Origin of the sequence: Ectothiorhodospira marina, assembly GCF_900109495.1 — a bacterium.
Classification (GTDB): domain Bacteria; phylum Pseudomonadota; class Gammaproteobacteria; order Ectothiorhodospirales; family Ectothiorhodospiraceae; genus Ectothiorhodospira; species Ectothiorhodospira marina.
In genome coordinates this window covers 89884-106049 of the sequence record NZ_FOAA01000004.1, presented here as the reverse complement: position 1 = coordinate 106049, position 16166 = coordinate 89884, and the positions used below count along the sequence as shown (strand labels likewise).

Below are 16166 nucleotides of genomic sequence, written 5' to 3'. Positions count from 1 at the left end.
CGCCGCCTTCGCGGGCAAGGCCCGCTCCCACAGGGAAAGCTCTCCCCACAGAGTCCCCCAAAGGGCCCTCCTACAAAGGACTGCTCCCGTAAACAGCGGCCACCTGACCTCAGGCCAGCCCCCGTGGGAGCTGGCCTGCCAGCGATGCGCTGCGCCAGCAGCGCCCGGACCAAGCCCTGTGCCCGCCGCCTTCGCGGGCAAGGCCCGCTCCCACCAGGAACAGGATCAGCCCTTGGCCTTGCGCCGCGCCCGAGGATGGGCCGCGTCATACACCCGCGCCAGGTGCTGATAGTCCAGATGGGTGTAGATCTGGGTGGTGCCGATGTCGGCATGCCCCAGCAACTCCTGCACGGCACGCAGATCCTGGGAGGATTCCAGCAGATGGCTGGCGAAGGAGTGGCGCAGCAGGTGCGGATGCACCCGTCGCTCCAGGCCCTGGGCAAGCGCATGGCCGGCCATGCGCTTTTGCACTGATCGAGGCGTGAGACGCCCTCCGCGACGACTCACGAACAGGGCCGGCTCGTCCGGGGCCACCCATTCGCTGCGCCGCTGCAACCAGGCGTCCAGGGCCGCCAGGGCCTTGCGACCCACCGGCAAGGTGCGTGTCTTGCGGCCTTTGCCAGTGACCCGCACCATGGCATCCGCCCGATCCAGGTCGGTGCAATTCAGGTCGGTGAGTTCCGCCAGGCGCAGACCGGACGAGTAGAACAGCTCCAGCAGGGCACGGTCCCTTACCAGCAGCAGATCGTCCCCGGGCACCTCCACCAATCGCGCCACCTGCTCGGCATCCAGTACCTCGGGCAGCTTGCGGGGCGTGCGCGGCGCGCGCACGCCCTGGGCGGGATTGGCGCCGACCACGCCTTCGCGGATCAGATAATTGAAGAATCCCCGCACCGAGGAGAGCAGCCGCTGCAGACTGCGTCCGGCCTTGCCCCCCCGATGAAGGCCCGATACCAGCGCACGGATGTCGTGAACAGTGACCTCGGACCAGTCACGACGATCCGAAAACGCCGGCTGCGGCACATGTCCCTGCAGGACCAGAAGATCCCGGCGGTAATTGCTGATGGTATGCGGCGAACAGCCCCGCTCCCGGGCAAGATGCCCCAAGTAGGCATCGATCCAGGGATCCAGAGAGGCACTCATGCCTGCCCCAGGCGCCCCCCGACGGCATGGGAGATGATCTCGCCCAGGTACCCCAGAAACAGGGTGCCCATCCCCGGATGGAACCGCGATGCATCCTGACTGCCCAGGGCCACAAAACCCAGGGGTCGGGTGCCATCCATGAGCGGCACGGCCACGGCCGAGGCCACAGTCGGGGCATCTTCCGCAGTGAACAGGGCATGCAGCTGAGTGTCCGAGAGGCGCCCGCACATCGGCCGGCGATGCTCGAACAAATGGGCCAGGCTCTGCATGGCCGGGCCATCCTCGGCCATGAAATGCATGCCCTGGGCCGGGTCGCCGCAGAGGCGCACCACTACCACATCGGCGCGGAATTCGTTGCGCAACTGTTCCTGGGTGATGGCCAGCACGGCATCCAGACTTTCCGCCTCCATCACCCCCAGGGCCAACTGATACATGCGCTGGCTGAGGCGCTCGTTCTCGCGGGCCGTGTGCACCAGGTCCATGAGCTTGCGCTCCAGGGCGCGATTTTTGTCCCGCATCACGGCCATCTGACGTTCAATGAGGGACACGGCCACGCCGCTGGGATGAGGCAGACGCAACACCTCCAGCAGGGATAGATGACGTTCGAAGAAATCGGGATGCGCGCGCAGATAGGACTCCACCGCCTCCTCGGACAAGGCCTCTTCGGCCAGCGCGCCCTTGCCTTGTGTGCTCATAGCTTGATGGTACCCGTAAAGACCGATGTCGCGGGGCCGGTCATGAAGACCGGAGCGTCTTCGCAGCCCTCCCACTGTATCACAAGCCGCCCGCCAGGCAGATCCACCGCCACCCGCTCGTCCAGCCAGCCGCGCGTACGCCCGGACACCACGGCGGCGCAGGCCCCGGTGCCGCAGGCCTGGGTCTCCCCGGCGCCGCGTTCAAACACCCGCAACCGGATATGGTCCCGCGCCACCACCTCCATGAAGCCTGCGTTCACCCGTCGGGGAAAGCGCGGATGGGATTCCATGGCGGGGCCGAGGGATTCCACCGGTGCCTTCAAGACATCCTCCACCCGCAGCACGGCATGGGGGTTGCCCATGGACACCGCACCGACCTCCAACGTGTGTCCACCCACTTCCAATGCATAGGCCGGCGCCGGTGCCTCTGCCGCAAACGGGATTTCCACCGGCTCCAACCGGGGCCGGCCCATGTTCACCGTGACCTCCCCATTGTCCTCCACCTGAAGGTGGATCAACCCGCCGGCGGTCTCCACCGGGATCAGCGTCTGGTCCGTCAGCCCCTGATCGCGCACGAACACGGCAAAACACCGGGCCCCGTTCCCGCACTGCTCCACCTCGCCGCCATCGGCGTTGAAGATCCGGTAACGAAAGGCCGCCGTGGCGGGATCCGCAGGCGACTCCACCAGCAGCACCTGATCACAGCCCACGCCCAGCCGTCGATCAGCCAGAAACCGCACCCGCTCCGGCGTGAGTTCAACCGCCTGGCGCACCCCGTCGATCACCACGAAGTCGTTGCCCAGGCCGTGCATCTTTGTAAATGAGAGTGTCATCGGCAAAAGCGTAAAGGGTGGGGGTCCGTCTGGGAAGCGTGGGGATGAAACAGAGGATCTGCGCCCGTAGGCAGACCTTAATTTTTGTGCATACAATCATCGTATGAAGATCCACTTCGATTCCGCCAAGGACGCAGGCAACCAAGCCAAGCCGGCTGTCCCCCGATGTGGTGGAGGAATTCAGGGCATCGGGGCCTGGCTGGCAGTCGCGAATGGATGCAGCGCTGAGGGACAGGCTGCGGGATCATTCTCCAGATAACTTCTAACCATCTGATTCCAGGGTAAGCCTCCCCGCCTCAGCGCCCTTTGCGTTGGGCCCCCTTGACCTGATACATGGCCTCATCCGCGCGATTGAGCAAGTCCTGGGGCTTGTCTCCGGGCACGGCTGTGGCGACGCCGACGCTGCAGCCCACCTTCACCAGGCGGCCCTTAACCTGGATGGGCAGGGAGAGTTGCTCCTCGGCACGCCTGGCCAGACGGCGAGGATCGGGATGCCATTGGCCCTTGTCATCCGCGAGCAGCAGGGCGAACTCGTCACCGCCCAGGCGCGCGGCCACCACCTGCAGGACGATATCACCTGAATCATGTCCCAGATGGTCGTTGACCCAGTGCGCGACAAGCCCCGCCGTTCAGGGCGGGGAAGAATAGCGCGGACGGCGTCGCCATCAGAGACCATTGCAAATCACCATGCGCAAACCGGCTTGCGCAAGTCTCGGCGCAGGGGCTCCGGCTTGTTACCATCCAGCCTTGTCGCCGACGAACCCCACCGAGGTGCGCATGTTCTTCCCGAAACTTCGCAGCATCGCCACCGCGAACGTGATCACCCTGCCGGCGACCGCCAGCCTGGCAGAGGCGGTGCACAGCATGCGGCGACACAATATCCGTGATGTGGTGGTCACCCGCGACGCCCACTATCGCCTGATGCTCTCCAGCCAGCTGTTGAGCCTGCGGGTCCAGGGTGTGTCGCTGTCCACCCCACTGGGCGACCTGCAACTGCCCGAGCCAGCCATCCTGGATCCGGACGAGACCGTCCTGGAGGGGCTCAAGGCCATTCGCAACGAGTCCGAGCACATCTGCCTGATCAATAAAGAGGGCATCCTGGAGGGCATTGTCAGCTACAGCGACCTGGCCGGCAGCCTGGACCCGGAGGTGCTGGCCGAGAGCCATAGCCTGGGACAATTGATCCACGGCCTGCAGGCCCTCACCGTGGAGGAGACCCAGCCCGTGCACGAGGTGATGCAGCGCATGGATGGGGGGCACTTTACCGCCACCATCGTGATCCGCCAGGGCATCCCTGTGGGCATTCTCACCCAGCGGGATGTGATCGACCTGATCGATGCCAATGCCGACCTGGATCAGCCCATCGGCGAGTGCATGACCACCCCGTTGCAGACACTCAGCCAAGACACCACCATTGCCGATGCGCTGCGCTTCTGCCGTCAACGCCGCATCAAGCGGGTGGTGGTGGTGGATGCCCACCATCGCTTTACCGGTCTGGTGGGGCAAAAAGAACTGGTCAGCCTGTATTACAACCGCTGGTTCAACCTGCTCAAGGACCATCAGCAGCAGGTGGACCAGCTCAACCAGGAACTGAGCGAGACCAATCAGGCGCTGGCGAGCCTGACCGAAGAGGTGCCGGCCGGCCTGATGGTCATCGATGACGACGGCCTCATCACCCGCATCAACCAGGCCACGATAGAACTCCTGGGTTACTCATCCGACGCGGTGGTGGGCCAGAAAGCCCTCGACTTCTTTCGCTGCACACACCAGGGGAATAGGGGATCCAACTGGCTGTGCTGCGACCATCGCCAGGGCTGGATCCCCGCGGAACGCTGCCAGGTGTTCCAGGCCCTGCGGCAGGGTCGATCGTTCGCGGGCAGCGAGGTGATGATCAACCAGGACGGCACCCCGGTCGTGATTGAACTCAAGGCCAAGCCCATGACCCAGGGGGGTGGGTTTCTCCTGTTGCTGCAGGATCCAAGCAATGCGGTCCTGCAGGCCCGCCAGCTGGAGCAGGAACTGGATCTCTTCTCCCGAGGCCCGGTGATGGTCTGTGTCTGGTTGCCCAAGCCCGGCTGGCCGCTCCATTACATCTCACCCAATGTCGCCGATATCCTGGGCTACCCCCGAGAGGAGTTGACCGACAATCAGTTCGGGTTTTCGCAGCTGGCGCATCCTGAGGACGTGGCCCGCGTCAATCGCGAAATCGATGACTATCTGGCCCGACGAGCCACTGTCATGGAGCATCAGTATCGCCTGAAAAGGAAGGACGGCAAGTACCGGCGTTTCTATGACTATTCCTTTCCCGAGTATGACGCCGATGGCCACCTGACGGCCCTGCGTGGCTACCTCATAGACCAGACGGAAAAGCTGGAGAACCTCCGCGCCCTGGAGGAACAGGAACAACGGTTCCGCACGCTGTTCGAGCTCTACCCCGACGCCACGGTGCTGATCGATGCCACCGACGGGACGACGCTGGAGTTCAATACTGCGGCCCACCGTCAACTGGGCTACAGTGCCGAAGAGTTTGCCCGCCTGCGCATCGCCGACTACGAGGCCCTGGAAACCCCCGAAGAGGTGGCGCAGCATGTGCGCAGGATTCTGGACCAGGGCCATGATGATTTCGAAACCCAGCACCGGCGCAAGGACGGCACCCTCATTGATGTGAATATCACCGTCACGCTCATGGAGATGGGCACGCAATGCTGCCTGCTGGCGGTTTTCCGGGACATTACCGAACGCAAACGGGCAGAAAACCGTCTGCGTGACAGCCAGGAACGTCTGAAGCTGGCCACCGAGGCGGCCCAACTCGGTATCTGGGACTATGACATCCAGAACGACCGTCTGGTATGGGACGAGCAGATGTTCAGGCTCTATGGTATGGAGCCCAATGACTTTGGAGGGCGATTCGCCGATTGGGTCGACATGCTCATGCCTGACTCCTTACCGCCCGCGCAGGCAGCGTTCCAGGCCCTGACCCTTGAAGACAGGCCTTTTGATGTGCAGATCCAGATCCGCCGCGCCTTCGACGGTCAGATTCGCACCCTGCGTGGCCTGGCCCGGGCCATCCGTGATGACCAGGGCAAGGCCATCCGGGTGGTGGGGGTCAACGAGGATATCACCGAGCGCATCCTGGCTGACCGCAAACTGGCCGCGGAGGAGGCCAAGTTCCGCACCCTGTTCGAACTCTCGCCGGTGGGCATCGCCATGAACGACTTCCACACGGGGGAATTCCTGGAATTCAATAATGCCATCAACGAACCCGCCGGCTACACTCACGAGGAATTCCGGCAACTGAGTTACTGGGAGGTCACCCCGTCGGAATACCTGCAGGGTGAACAGCGGGTGCTGGAGTCCATGAACAAGACGGGGGTCTACGGTCCCTTCGAGAAGGAATACATCCGCAAGGATGGCAGTCGTTACCCGGTGCTGCTGCATGGCTTCAAGACCACCACTGCCGAGGGCCGTGAAGTCATCTGGTCCCTGATTCAGGACATCTCGGCCCTCAAGCAGGCGCAACAGGAACTCAAGGACCGGGAAGAGCGGTTACAGCAACTGGCGGCCCAGAGCCGAAACGTCACCTGGGAGGTGGATGCTCAGGGATGCTTCACCTATGTGAGCCCGGTGGCCGAGGCCGTCTGGGGGTATTCGGCCAGCGACCTGGTGGGACGGAAATGCTTTTATGAACTCCATCCCGAGGACGGCCGGGAGGCCTTCAAGGCCAAAGCCCTGCAGGGCTTTGCGCGCCGCAAGACCTTCCAGGGGCTGATCAATCCCGTTGCTGACAAACAGGGACGGGTCCTCTGGATGTCCACCCATGCCTTGCCGTTGATCGATCACCGCGGAGCCTTTCAGGGATACCGGGGCAGCGATCTGGATGTGACCGAAGCCATCACCGCGAAGAAGGCCCTGGAGGCCGAAAAAGAGCGCTTCAGAGGGATCTTCGAGAAGACGGGCAGCGGGGTGGCCGTCTTCCGTCCGGTGGATGATGCCCGGGATTTCGTATTCACCGATTACAATCCCGCCGCCGAGCGGATGGACCATGCCTGTCGCGAGGAGGTTATTGGCCGTCGGCTGTTGGAGTGCTTCCCCGCCGTCGAGAAGATGGGACTCATGGGGGCCTTGCGCCGGGTGGCTTGTACTGGCCAGAGCGAGTATCTCCCCATCTCCCTGTATGACGATGGCAGCCTCCAGGGATGGCGCGAGAACACGCTGTTCAAGCTCTCATCCGGGGAAGTGGTGGCCGTTTACAACGACCTCACCGAGATCAAGCAGGCCCAGGAGACCGCCGAGCGGGCCAACCGGGCCAAGAGTCAATTCCTGGCCAACATGAGCCATGAAATCCGCACCCCGATGAACGCCGTGATCGGCCTGAGTGATCTGCTGCTGAGCACACCGCTCAACACCAAACAGCGGGATTACCTGGGCAAGATCCGCGATTCCTCGCGCATGCTCCTGGGCATCATCAACGACATCCTGGATTATTCCAAGATCGAGGCCGGCAGGCTGGAGCTGGAAACGCATGGCTTTCGCATCGATGATCTCCTGGACCAGATGCGCACCCTGTTTGCCTCAGCAGCCGATGCCAAGGGTATCGAATTGGTGTTTGACCTGGATATCCAGGACACGGCCACCGTGGAGGGCGATGCCCTGCGTCTGGGACAGGTGCTCACCAACCTGCTCAGCAACGCCATCAAGTTTACCGAGCAGGGACAGGTGGTTCTCTCCATTCGTCAGCAGGATCACCCTGTGGATGGCCTGCGCCTGCGGTTTGAGGTGCGTGACACGGGTATCGGTATCGATCCCGATCAGCAGGCCCGGCTGTTTCAGGCCTTCTCGCAGGCCGACACCTCCACCACCCGAAAATATGGTGGCACGGGACTGGGTCTGGTCATCAGTCGCAAGTTGCTGGAAAGGATGGGGGGTGTATTGCAACTGGATTCCACTCCGGGCGCAGGCAGCAACTTCCACTTCGAACTCACGCTGCCCATCTCGCCGGATCAGGCTGTGGAATCGTCACATGAATGCCTGCGAATCGGCGCGCGCGTTCTGGTCGTGGACGACCATGCCATCGCCCGGACGGTGCTCGGCAACCTGCTTGAGAGCCTGGGTTTCCAGACGAAGGAGGCCGACAGCGGCGAGGCGGCGATCAAGGCCGTCCAGGAAGCGGAGCAGGCCGGCGAACCCTTCGAGTTCATCCTCATGGACTGGAAGATGCCCGGCGGGTTGGACGGGGTGCAGGCCCTGGATCGGTTGCACCAGCTGCGCAAGCAGGGGGATTTGCAGCAGACCACCGTTCCCGCACTGATTGTGAGTGCCTACAGCCAGGAGGATCTGGCGCCCCATTCGGATCGCTTCAGTGCCTTTTTGAGCAAGCCCGTCACCCAACGTGCGCTGTTGGACGCCATGAACCGAGCAATGGCCGAGCAGACAACCGGAGAATCCTGGGCACCCATTCAGCACACCCCCTGCTTCCGGGGGCAGACTGTCCTGCTGGTGGAGGATAATGCCCTGAACCAGGAAGTGGCCCGTGAAATCCTCAAAAAAACCCAGGTCCGGGTGGTGCTGGCCAGTGATGGCCGCGAGGCGGTGGATGAGGTGGCACGACAACCCATCGACCTGGTGCTGATGGACCTGCAAATGCCCGTCATGGACGGCTTCGAAGCCACCCGGCATATCCGTGACCGGTTCCCCGATCTGCCCATCATCGCCCTGTCGGCAGCGGTGATGGAGGATGACCGTGAGCGGGCCCGGGACGCCGGCATGAACGGCCATCTGGCCAAGCCCATCGACACTCAGGCACTGCTGCATACGCTGAAGCAGTGGCTCCAGCGTGACGGCACCTGCACCGAACCCCAGGAAGACGAGCCCCCAAGCCCTGGACTGCCTGTTACACTGAAGGCCTTCGACATGGCCGCGGGGCTCAAACGGTTCGACGGTGACACGCGCCTGTATCTGCGCACCCTGCACCGCTTTGCGGATCAACTTGACGGGGAGTGGGTCACCCTGCCCGAGTACCTGGATCAGCCCGAGGATCCCCGCACACGGCGGATGCTCCACACCCTCAGGGGGCTGGCGGCCACCGTCGGGGCCCATGAACTGGCCCACCGGGCCGAGCGCCTGGAGGCCAGCCTGAAAAAGGATCCATCCTTCCCAAAGGACGATGTACAAGCCTTCATGGAGGCCTTGAAGACCGTTCGGGATCAACTGGCCACCCTGCCCGAAAAACAAGCCCCCAACAGCGTTCAGGGCACGGATCCCCAGACCCTGGCCTACGCCATGGAGCACCTTCTGCGATGCCTTTCCACGGGCGAGCTGGTGGACGAAGGGGAGCTGAACCACGTCACGACCTACCTGGAACAGCGGGCCGACCCGCGCGCTGCCCAGGAACTGCGGGAACGGGTGGATCAGTTCGATCATGATGCAGCAGCCACGCTGCTCAGACAGCTGGCCGAGCAGGCCGGTATCACACTTTCTTGAGGTCTGGTGTGTCGGAAACAAGAGCGACGGTGCTGATCGTTGACGATCAGCCGACCAATATTCATGCATTGGCTTCCCTGCTGAAGGCGGATTACCGGATCCTGACGGCCACGCGCGGCGAAAAGGCGCTGGAACTGTCCCAGGGAGAACAGGCACCGGATCTGATCCTGCTGGATATCGTCATGCCGGACATGGACGGCTACGAGACCTGTCGGCGGCTCAAGGACAACGAGACCACCCGGTCCATTCCGGTGATCTTCGTGACCGCGCTGGACCACGACAAGGATGAAGAGCAGGGCCTGAACCTGGGCGCGTCCGACTACATTTCCAAGCCCTTCAATCCGGCCATCGTGCGCGCCCGGGTGCGCAACCAGGTGAACCTCAAGCTCAAGACCAACATGCTGGAAAAGATCTCCCTGCAGGACGGCCTCACCGAGATCCCCAACCGACGTTACTTCGATCAAAAACTTGCAGAAGAATGGGCACGATCCAGTCGCAATGATCAATCACTGGCGTTACTCATGGTGGACATTGACCAGTTCAAGCCCTTTAACGATCATTATGGACATGGGGCTGGTGATGAGTGCCTCAGGCGTGTGGCCCAGGCCCTGAGACGCGTACCAACACGCGCCACGGACCTGGTGGCACGTTACGGGGGCGAGGAGTTCGTGGTGTTACTGCCGGAGACCGATACGCGGGGCGCGCAGCACGTGGCCCAGGCAATGCTTGAGGCAGTCAGATCCCTTGAAGTCACCCACGACTACTCAGATGTGGCACCCCATGTCACCATCAGCATTGGTGGCGCCATCCAATCAAGGCAACACCCCAAACCATCGGCCGAAGACCTGAAAAAGGCTGCTGATACCGCCCTCTATCAGGCCAAGACCAACGGGCGTAACCGATACCAGGGTGAGATATGACGGAATTCAGCAACCTGCCCCACAGTCACAATCCGGATGGCGATCGGCGCCGCGTGGGTATCGAGATGGAGATGGCGGAGGTCTCCCTGGATGTCATCGCCGATGCCATCATGGTGCTTTTCGGAGGCGTGCATCAGCAGACCTCCCCCTTTGAACACCGTGTCACCGGGACACGATTCGGTGATTTCGGCCTGGAACTGGACAGCGACCTGCTCAAGCGCCGGGAGTATCTGGATTACCTGGAGAACATGGGCGTGGAGGTGGATCGTGAGGCCGGGCCTCATGCCCTGGAGACCGCCCTGTCCCAGGTGGCCGGTCTGGTGGTGCCCCATGAGGTGGTGGCACCACCCATCCCCCACGATGCGCTGCCGCAGTTGGACGCCTTGCGCCAACGCCTGCAACAGGCCGGTGCGAAGGGCACCCATGGGTCCCTATTCTATGCCTTCGGCCTGCAGATCAATCTGGAGTTGGCACGCCTGGATGCCGATGAGATCCTGCATCATCTCCAGGCCTTCATGCTGCTATATCACTGGCTGCTCAGCCATTCTCAGACAGATCTATCCCGACGCCTCACACCCTTTGTGGACCCGTTCCCCGAGGACTATGCCCGCCTGATCCTGGAACCCGGCTACCACCCGGACCTCACGGACCTGATCGACGATTATCTCGCCCATAACCCCACCCGTAACCGCCCGCTGGACATGTTGCCGCTGTTTGCTCAACTGTCGCCGGAACAGATCGATGCCGCCCCGGTAGAGCATCATCTGATCCGCCCCCGGCCCACCTTTCATTATCGCCTGCCGGATTGCCGAATCGATGAACCGGACTGGGACCTGAGCGTACCCTGGAACGCCTGGGTGGAGGTGGAACGGCTGGCAGCGGACCCGCAACGCCTGGGCGCCATGGCCCGAGAGTATCTGGCTGCGGAACCTGAAACGCTGACCGACAAGGGGCAGCGCTGGGTGGAAAAGGTCAGCCACTGGCTGCGGAGCTGAATCATGGCACGACCCCGCATTGGCGTGACAGGGCCAGATCGGGGCGGCGTGGCCGCCTGGATCATGACATGGTGGGCCATCTGGCGGGCTGGCGGCAAGGCCATTCATATCACCCCCGGGCGGCCCCGCAGCTGTCGGGAACTGGACGGCCTGGTGATCGGCGGCGGTGCGGATGTGGATCCCAGCCTCTATGGCCAGGACCCGTTGAGCCTGATCCGCGAGATCGATGCCACCGAGATTGGCTGGAGACAACGCATCCTGGGGTTTGTGCTCTATCCACTGCTGTGGCTGCTGCGCCGGGTGCTGTACACCAAACGGCATGGTGGCGACGCTGACCGGGATCGTCTGGAACGGACGCTGATCCTGGAGGCTTTGGATCAGGGCCTGCCCATGCTGGGCATCTGCCGGGGCATGCAGTTGCTGAATGTGGTCTGCGGCGGCACGTTGCACCAGAATCTGGAAGGCTTTTACCAGGAGCACCCCCAGGTGCGCAGTGTGCTGCCGCGCAAGGTGGTCACCCTGACCGAGGGCTCACGCATTGCCGAACTGACCGGCGCGGAACCCCTGTCCGTCAATGCCCTGCACAACCAGGCGGTGGCCGACCTGGGCCAGGATCTGGTGGTGGCGGCACGGGAAGCCAGCGGCGTGATCCAGGCCATCGAGAGTCGAAGCGCTTCGCTCATCCTGGGGGTACAGTGGCACCCGGAGTACCTGCCCCAGAAGTCACGCCAGCGACGCCTGTTCCAGGGGCTGGTGGAATCCAGCAGGGACTTGTCGGTCAGGGTCTGATCCCAGTAGGATGCTGGTACCGGGCGAGGGGAATCGCCCAAAGGACCATCCTGGGGCCGCGGCCCCGCTCACAGGGAGAGTGCCACCATGCAGGCCAAAGACATCTTGCCGCTGAACCCCAACCCGCAGTCATCGCCTGCGAATACCCGCCAGGTGACACTGGCCCGCGTTGTCCAGGCCCAGGCCGGCGAGGCCCTCTGGGTGGACTGCGAGGGCACCACCGTGTGCCCCATGGCCCACGCCCAGTCCACACCGGCCCTGCGCCCGGGAGACCGGGTACTGGTACTGCTGCAACCGGCCACGGGTCCGGTGATCCTGGACCGCCTCCGTCGCCATGGGGAGGCCCCGCCCTCCCAGGCGGTCACCGAACGTGACGGCCACGTGCAGTTGCGGGCCGAACGCGGTCTGTATCTGCGCTGCGGGGAGTCCTCCATGACTCTGGATCCGGCGGGCCGCATGGAAATGCGTGGCCGGGAACTGCACGGCATCATGGCGCGGCTGATGCACTTTCTGGCGGCCCGTATCCACTTTAACTGACCCGGGAGCATCGCCATGGAACGGCCTCTCTGGAAACAACATGAAGACCTGGCCCGGGCCCTGTGGGATCAGCATCGCCGCCGTCAGGCCCTGCCACTGGACGACGCCGCCAGCCTCGAGCGGCTGGAGCAACGTTTGCTTACCCAGTGGCTGCTGCTGGGGCGTGACGCCAACGCCGTGCTGCCTGAGGACGCCTCAGACTCTGCCCGCTTCCTGCGCTGTGCCGCCACCTGGGTGAGCCATCAGCCGCCCCCTCCAGAGGACGTGGTCAGCGCCCTGATCGAGGATGAACGACACCCCTGGCGCTGGCTGCTGATTCACCTGTCCCCCGAGCCACTGGGACCCTGGCTGACCACCCTGGACTCCGTTCCAGCCCTGCGACCGCTCTGCTGGGAAATCGCCCGCTGTCAGGAAGGTGTACCCGCCCAGCTGCCGCACCTCACATCCAGCGACGATCCCAACGCCATGCTGGCCCAACTGCGCTGGATGGCCGATCATCCCGGCGCCCCGAACGTCGACCGGGACATCCTGGCAAGCGATGCCTCTTCGGCGATGCAGTATTGGTGGGTGCGCGGCGCCTGTGCTCGGGGGCGGATATCGGCCCGTGAGGGGCTGGCGCAGTTGCAACAGATCGAGACCAGCGACGCCGTGCTGCGACTCATGGGCGCCCTGGGCCTGCCCGAGGCCCTGGAAACGCTGGTCGATGCGCTCCCCCGACAGCCGGGCGCGGCATGGGGCCTGGCCCTGAATGGAACGCCGGCGGCAGTGGATGCGCTCATCGCGGGCCTGACCCAGGCACGCCACCTGCCTGAAATCCATGCGGCGCTGGAGGCCGTTTCGGGTCTGCGACTGCCAAGGGTTTCGCGCGGCCCGCGGCCATGGCACGCCGATGCCGGCCCTGGCCCTCAGGCGATGGCCCACTCCTGGTGGCGACAGATGCGTCCCCGGCTCCATCCCCGCCAGCGCCTCTGGCAGGGCGCACCGCAAAATCCCATCAGCCTGGCCTGCCAGGTGATGGCCACGGCGGGACGTGAGGCGGATGGGCTGCAGTTGCGTCTTGCCCTGACCCTGGGTAGGCTCCCGGCGCCACCGCGGGAACACTGGCAATACCGGCGACGACAGCAGTTGGCCGAGCGTATTCAGGCATTGCGGAGGGCGTCCCGTCAGGAGGTGGTGCATGCATGAACTGACGAACCGAACCACATGGACCGCCGGTCTCTTCCCCGGTTTTGATCCCCAGGGACACAGGGGGATCACGCTGGTAGTGAAGTGCAGCCACGCGCTGGACGGTACGGGCTGCCTGCGAGCCCTGCTGCCCAGTGAACCCCTGGTATTGACCGACACGCTGGATATCCCCCACCCGGGCATTGGGCTGTGTCGTCCGTCGGAGATCGTGCCTTTCAAGGCACAGGCGGAGTTTCTGCTGCACGGATCTCCCGGTAGGGGGAGAGGCCTGGACATCACCCTGTGGCGGGATGGACACCGGCTCTGGGGAAAACACTTTCGGGAACGCGCCCAGGTGATCACCCTGAGGCCCGGCAAGGATGCAGCAGGCCTTCCCTCGCACCGGGCCCGCCTCCTGAGGGGCTTGAACACGGCCCCCGATCGTATTCATTCCCCTCCCATCCAGGGCGCACTGCCCCTGCACTGCCACCAGGCAGCTCCACCGGATCAGCGCCTGCCGGGTCCCTTCACGGGGGGCGAACGGCTTCAGTTGAAGGCGCGCGGAGCACGGCGGGGTGAGCGGCATCTGAATCTGATACTGCCATCAACCGACCCGGTTCAGGCCTGGGTGATTGGCAATGGCCAACGAAAGCGACTGCATCTGACTTGCGATACTCTGACCCTGGATCTGGTCACCCGACGGGTTCATCGGCTATTCCGGGCATGCCTGCCCAAGGAGAGGACCGACAATGCCGGCTGGATCATCGTCCGCCACCGGGATGAGCAGGACAACACCGTCTCCGGAGACAATGGCCCATGACACTGGTGTTGGACCCGGCCCATATGGGTCTGTGCACCGCAGCCGGCAACGATCCCCTGGCGCTCTGGGCCGCGGCTTCCACACCGTTGGGCATGGAGCAACGCCTCACCCACACGGCGGCATTGGCTTCTCCCGAGGGATGTCACCAGGTGCTGCGCGGGGTGCCCTCGATGAACACCTCGCAGGACAGCGTCACGCGAATGCGAGCCCTCCTCAGGGGCGCCCTGAGGCATCCCCTGCCCGCCCAAGCTCTGGTCTTATGGCCGTATCACCCCACCTCGGGTGAACGGGCTCGGCCGCACCCGGAAGCATTCTGGGGCTGGATGGCCGAGGCAGGCCTGCGCCACCCCGAAGCACGATGGCAACCTGTCTGCGTGGATGGATCCGACATCACGCTGCTGGATCAAGCGCGGGATGCGCTGTCCTGCCACCCGGACCGCACTCTGTTCCTGGGTGGCGTGGACAGTCTTCTGCACCCTGAAAGCCTGCTGAGCCTGGTGGACTGCCAGGTGCCCCTGGCCTGGGACAATGAAGACGGCCTCGTCCCGGGCGAGGCCGCAGTCTTCCTCCCGATGCGAGATAACGGCAGGGGAATCCATGTACTGGGTTGGGACAGCTGCCCCGAACCCACACCGGGATGCGGCGCGCCCGATGAGCATCCCGCCCTGCCCCAGGCCCTGGACAGCGCCCTGGGACAGGCAGGCCTCAAGCCATCGGACCTGGATGGCATCGTATTGCCACCGGGAAGCGGCCCCCAGGGGGATCGGGCGTGGTGGAGTTGTCAGGCACGCCTGTGGCCTCTGCGCGCCGACATTCAGGAGGGTTCGCCACTCCCCCCAGCGCCCGACAATGATCCCTTGCCCCCGGAATCCATGACGCCCCCCACCCTCAATAGCGGCGTCGCCACCGGTCACGCTGGTGCCGTGCAATGGTTGCTACAACTGGCCCTGGCCAGCATCTGGATGCGGCACACCCGGTTCATGGTCCGATCCGGCGCCGGGCCCCGCATTGCCACCACCGCCGTGCTGGATTGTCCCCTTGGCGACGAGCGCGGCGCCGTCATTCTGGGCGATGAAACCGGTCAGGATGCCTGTGGCCAGGGGATGCCCGTACCGCCCAGTCCACAATAGCCACCCGGCACCTTGGCCAGATACTGTTGATGGTCATCCTCGGCAAAATAGAAGGTCGGCGCCGGCACAATCTCGGTGGTGATGGCGCCCCGCCCCCTGGCGTTCAGGGCCTGCTGATACACCTCTCGGGACTCGGCCGCCTCTCGGGCCTGGTCGTCGTCGTGGGTGTAGATGCCGGAGCGGTACTGGGTACCGACATCGTTACCCTGACGCATGCCCTGGGTTGGGTCGTGGGATTGCCAGAAGACCTTCAGCAGATCCTGATAACTGATGATCTGCGGATCAAACACCACCTGCACCACCTCGTTGTGGCCGGTCATCCCACTACACACCTCCTTGTAGGTGGGATTGGGCGTATGGCCGCCAGCATAGCCGACGGCGGTCACATGCACCCCGGATAGCTCCCAGAAGGCCCGCTCGGCGCCCCAGAAGCACCCCATCCCGAACATCGCCATCTTCATGCCTTCAGGATACGGGGGTTTCATGGGGGTGTTGAGCACCCCATGGCGCTCACTCACGGGCATTGGCTCATCTCGACCGGGCAGGGCCTGGTCAGGACGGGGCATGGCGGTCTTGCGCATGAAAGAGAACACGGTGGGTTACCTCCCGGGAGTGCATGGCTGGCTTGCCTGTATTGGAAAGCACCGGGAAGGGAAAGTT

Annotated in this window: 14 protein-coding genes; 9 read left to right on the top strand and 5 right to left on the bottom strand. The window is 63.9% G+C overall.

The genetic code is table 11. From position 1 onward, the window contains the following. Positions 1–225 precede the first annotated feature (225 nt). From xerC to dapF, 3 genes are read right to left on the bottom strand one after another with little or no spacing between them, the layout of a single operon-like run. Positions 226–1143, bottom strand: a complete 918-nt coding sequence (gene xerC, locus BMY52_RS05330) for a tyrosine recombinase XerC (protein WP_090251850.1) — start codon at positions 1141–1143, stop codon at positions 226–228. Then, positions 1140–1838: a DUF484 family protein gene (locus tag BMY52_RS05325; protein WP_090251847.1), complete on the bottom strand. Its 699-nt coding sequence runs from the start codon at positions 1836–1838 to the stop codon at positions 1140–1142. The genes xerC and BMY52_RS05325 overlap by 4 nt, the downstream gene beginning before the upstream one ends. Next, a complete protein-coding gene (gene dapF / locus BMY52_RS05320; protein ID WP_090251845.1) occupies positions 1835–2671 on the bottom strand; it encodes a diaminopimelate epimerase in 837 nt (278 codons plus the stop codon). The genes BMY52_RS05325 and dapF overlap by 4 nt, the downstream gene beginning before the upstream one ends. 119 nt (positions 2672–2790) lie before the next feature. Between dapF and BMY52_RS05315 the strand changes: the two genes are divergently transcribed. Next, the gene (locus tag BMY52_RS05315) at positions 2791–2937 is read left to right on the top strand and encodes a BrnA antitoxin family protein (protein WP_090251842.1); all 147 of its coding nucleotides are present in this window, start codon (positions 2791–2793) and stop codon (positions 2935–2937) included. A gap of 30 nt (positions 2938–2967) precedes the next feature. Here BMY52_RS05315 and BMY52_RS05310 read toward each other — a convergent pair whose 3' ends face one another. Then, entirely contained in the window at positions 2968–3264 is a 297-nt protein-coding gene (locus BMY52_RS05310; RefSeq protein WP_090251841.1) for a diguanylate cyclase domain-containing protein, read from the bottom strand. 184 nt (positions 3265–3448) lie between these two features. Between BMY52_RS05310 and BMY52_RS05305 the strand changes: the two genes are divergently transcribed. The 8 genes from BMY52_RS05305 to BMY52_RS05270 all read left to right on the top strand — a co-directional run bounded on the left by BMY52_RS05305 (position 3449) and on the right by BMY52_RS05270 (position 15506). Beyond that, on the top strand, positions 3449–9151 hold the full coding sequence (locus BMY52_RS05305; protein ID WP_143050428.1) for a PAS domain S-box protein: 5703 nt from the start codon (positions 3449–3451) through the stop codon (positions 9149–9151). 8 nt (positions 9152–9159) lie between these two features. Then, positions 9160–10071, top strand: a complete 912-nt coding sequence (locus tag BMY52_RS05300) for a diguanylate cyclase domain-containing protein (RefSeq protein ID WP_090251836.1) — start codon at positions 9160–9162, stop codon at positions 10069–10071. Further along, positions 10068–11066 carry an amidoligase family protein gene (locus tag BMY52_RS05295; RefSeq protein WP_090251833.1) on the top strand — a complete coding sequence of 333 codons (999 nt, stop codon included), beginning with the start codon at positions 10068–10070 and terminating at the stop codon, positions 11064–11066. The genes BMY52_RS05300 and BMY52_RS05295 overlap by 4 nt, the downstream gene beginning before the upstream one ends. Before the next feature lie 3 nt (positions 11067–11069). Next, positions 11070–11855 (top strand): gamma-glutamyl-gamma-aminobutyrate hydrolase family protein, encoded by a 786-nt coding sequence (locus tag BMY52_RS05290; RefSeq protein WP_090251832.1) that lies wholly within the window; start codon positions 11070–11072, stop codon positions 11853–11855. A gap of 87 nt (positions 11856–11942) precedes the next feature. Then, positions 11943–12392 (top strand): hypothetical protein, encoded by a 450-nt coding sequence (locus BMY52_RS05285; RefSeq protein ID WP_090251829.1) that lies wholly within the window; start codon positions 11943–11945, stop codon positions 12390–12392. A gap of 15 nt (positions 12393–12407) precedes the next feature. Beyond that, entirely contained in the window at positions 12408–13577 is a 1170-nt protein-coding gene (locus tag BMY52_RS05280; RefSeq protein ID WP_090251826.1) for a hypothetical protein, read from the top strand. Continuing rightward, a complete protein-coding gene (locus BMY52_RS05275; protein WP_090251824.1) occupies positions 13570–14376 on the top strand; it encodes a DUF2169 domain-containing protein in 807 nt (268 codons plus the stop codon). Before BMY52_RS05280 ends, BMY52_RS05275 begins: the two co-directional genes overlap by 8 nt. Next, a complete protein-coding gene (locus BMY52_RS05270) occupies positions 14373–15506 on the top strand; it encodes a hypothetical protein (RefSeq protein ID WP_090251821.1) in 1134 nt (377 codons plus the stop codon). Before BMY52_RS05275 ends, BMY52_RS05270 begins: the two co-directional genes overlap by 4 nt. Here BMY52_RS05270 and msrA read toward each other — a convergent pair. Next, the gene (msrA, locus tag BMY52_RS05265) at positions 15458–16099 is read right to left on the bottom strand and encodes a peptide-methionine (S)-S-oxide reductase MsrA (protein ID WP_218140396.1); all 642 of its coding nucleotides are present in this window, start codon (positions 16097–16099) and stop codon (positions 15458–15460) included. The genes BMY52_RS05270 and msrA overlap by 49 nt on opposite strands. Positions 16100–16166: the final 67 nt, after the last annotated feature.

Bases quoted from the DNA above. Each gene is read 5' to 3' on its own strand.
- BMY52_RS05280 (WP_090251826.1), top strand. From the start codon at position 12,408: ATGGAACGGCCTCTCTGGAAACAACATGAAGACCTGGCCCGGGCCCTG.
- BMY52_RS05290 (WP_090251832.1), top strand. From the start codon at position 11,070: ATGGCACGACCCCGCATTGGCGTGACAGGGCCAGATCGGGGCGGCGTG.
- BMY52_RS05325 (WP_090251847.1), bottom strand. From the start codon at position 1,838: ATGAGCACACAAGGCAAGGGCGCGCTGGCCGAAGAGGCCTTGTCCGAG.
- BMY52_RS05270 (WP_090251821.1), top strand. From the start codon at position 14,373: ATGACACTGGTGTTGGACCCGGCCCATATGGGTCTGTGCACCGCAGCC.
- dapF (WP_090251845.1), bottom strand. From the start codon at position 2,671: ATGACACTCTCATTTACAAAGATGCACGGCCTGGGCAACGACTTCGTG.
- BMY52_RS05305 (WP_143050428.1), top strand. From the start codon at position 3,449: ATGTTCTTCCCGAAACTTCGCAGCATCGCCACCGCGAACGTGATCACC.
- BMY52_RS05295 (WP_090251833.1), top strand. From the start codon at position 10,068: ATGACGGAATTCAGCAACCTGCCCCACAGTCACAATCCGGATGGCGAT.
- BMY52_RS05285 (WP_090251829.1), top strand. From the start codon at position 11,943: ATGCAGGCCAAAGACATCTTGCCGCTGAACCCCAACCCGCAGTCATCG.
- xerC (WP_090251850.1), bottom strand. From the start codon at position 1,143: ATGAGTGCCTCTCTGGATCCCTGGATCGATGCCTACTTGGGGCATCTT.
- BMY52_RS05275 (WP_090251824.1), top strand. From the start codon at position 13,570: ATGCATGAACTGACGAACCGAACCACATGGACCGCCGGTCTCTTCCCC.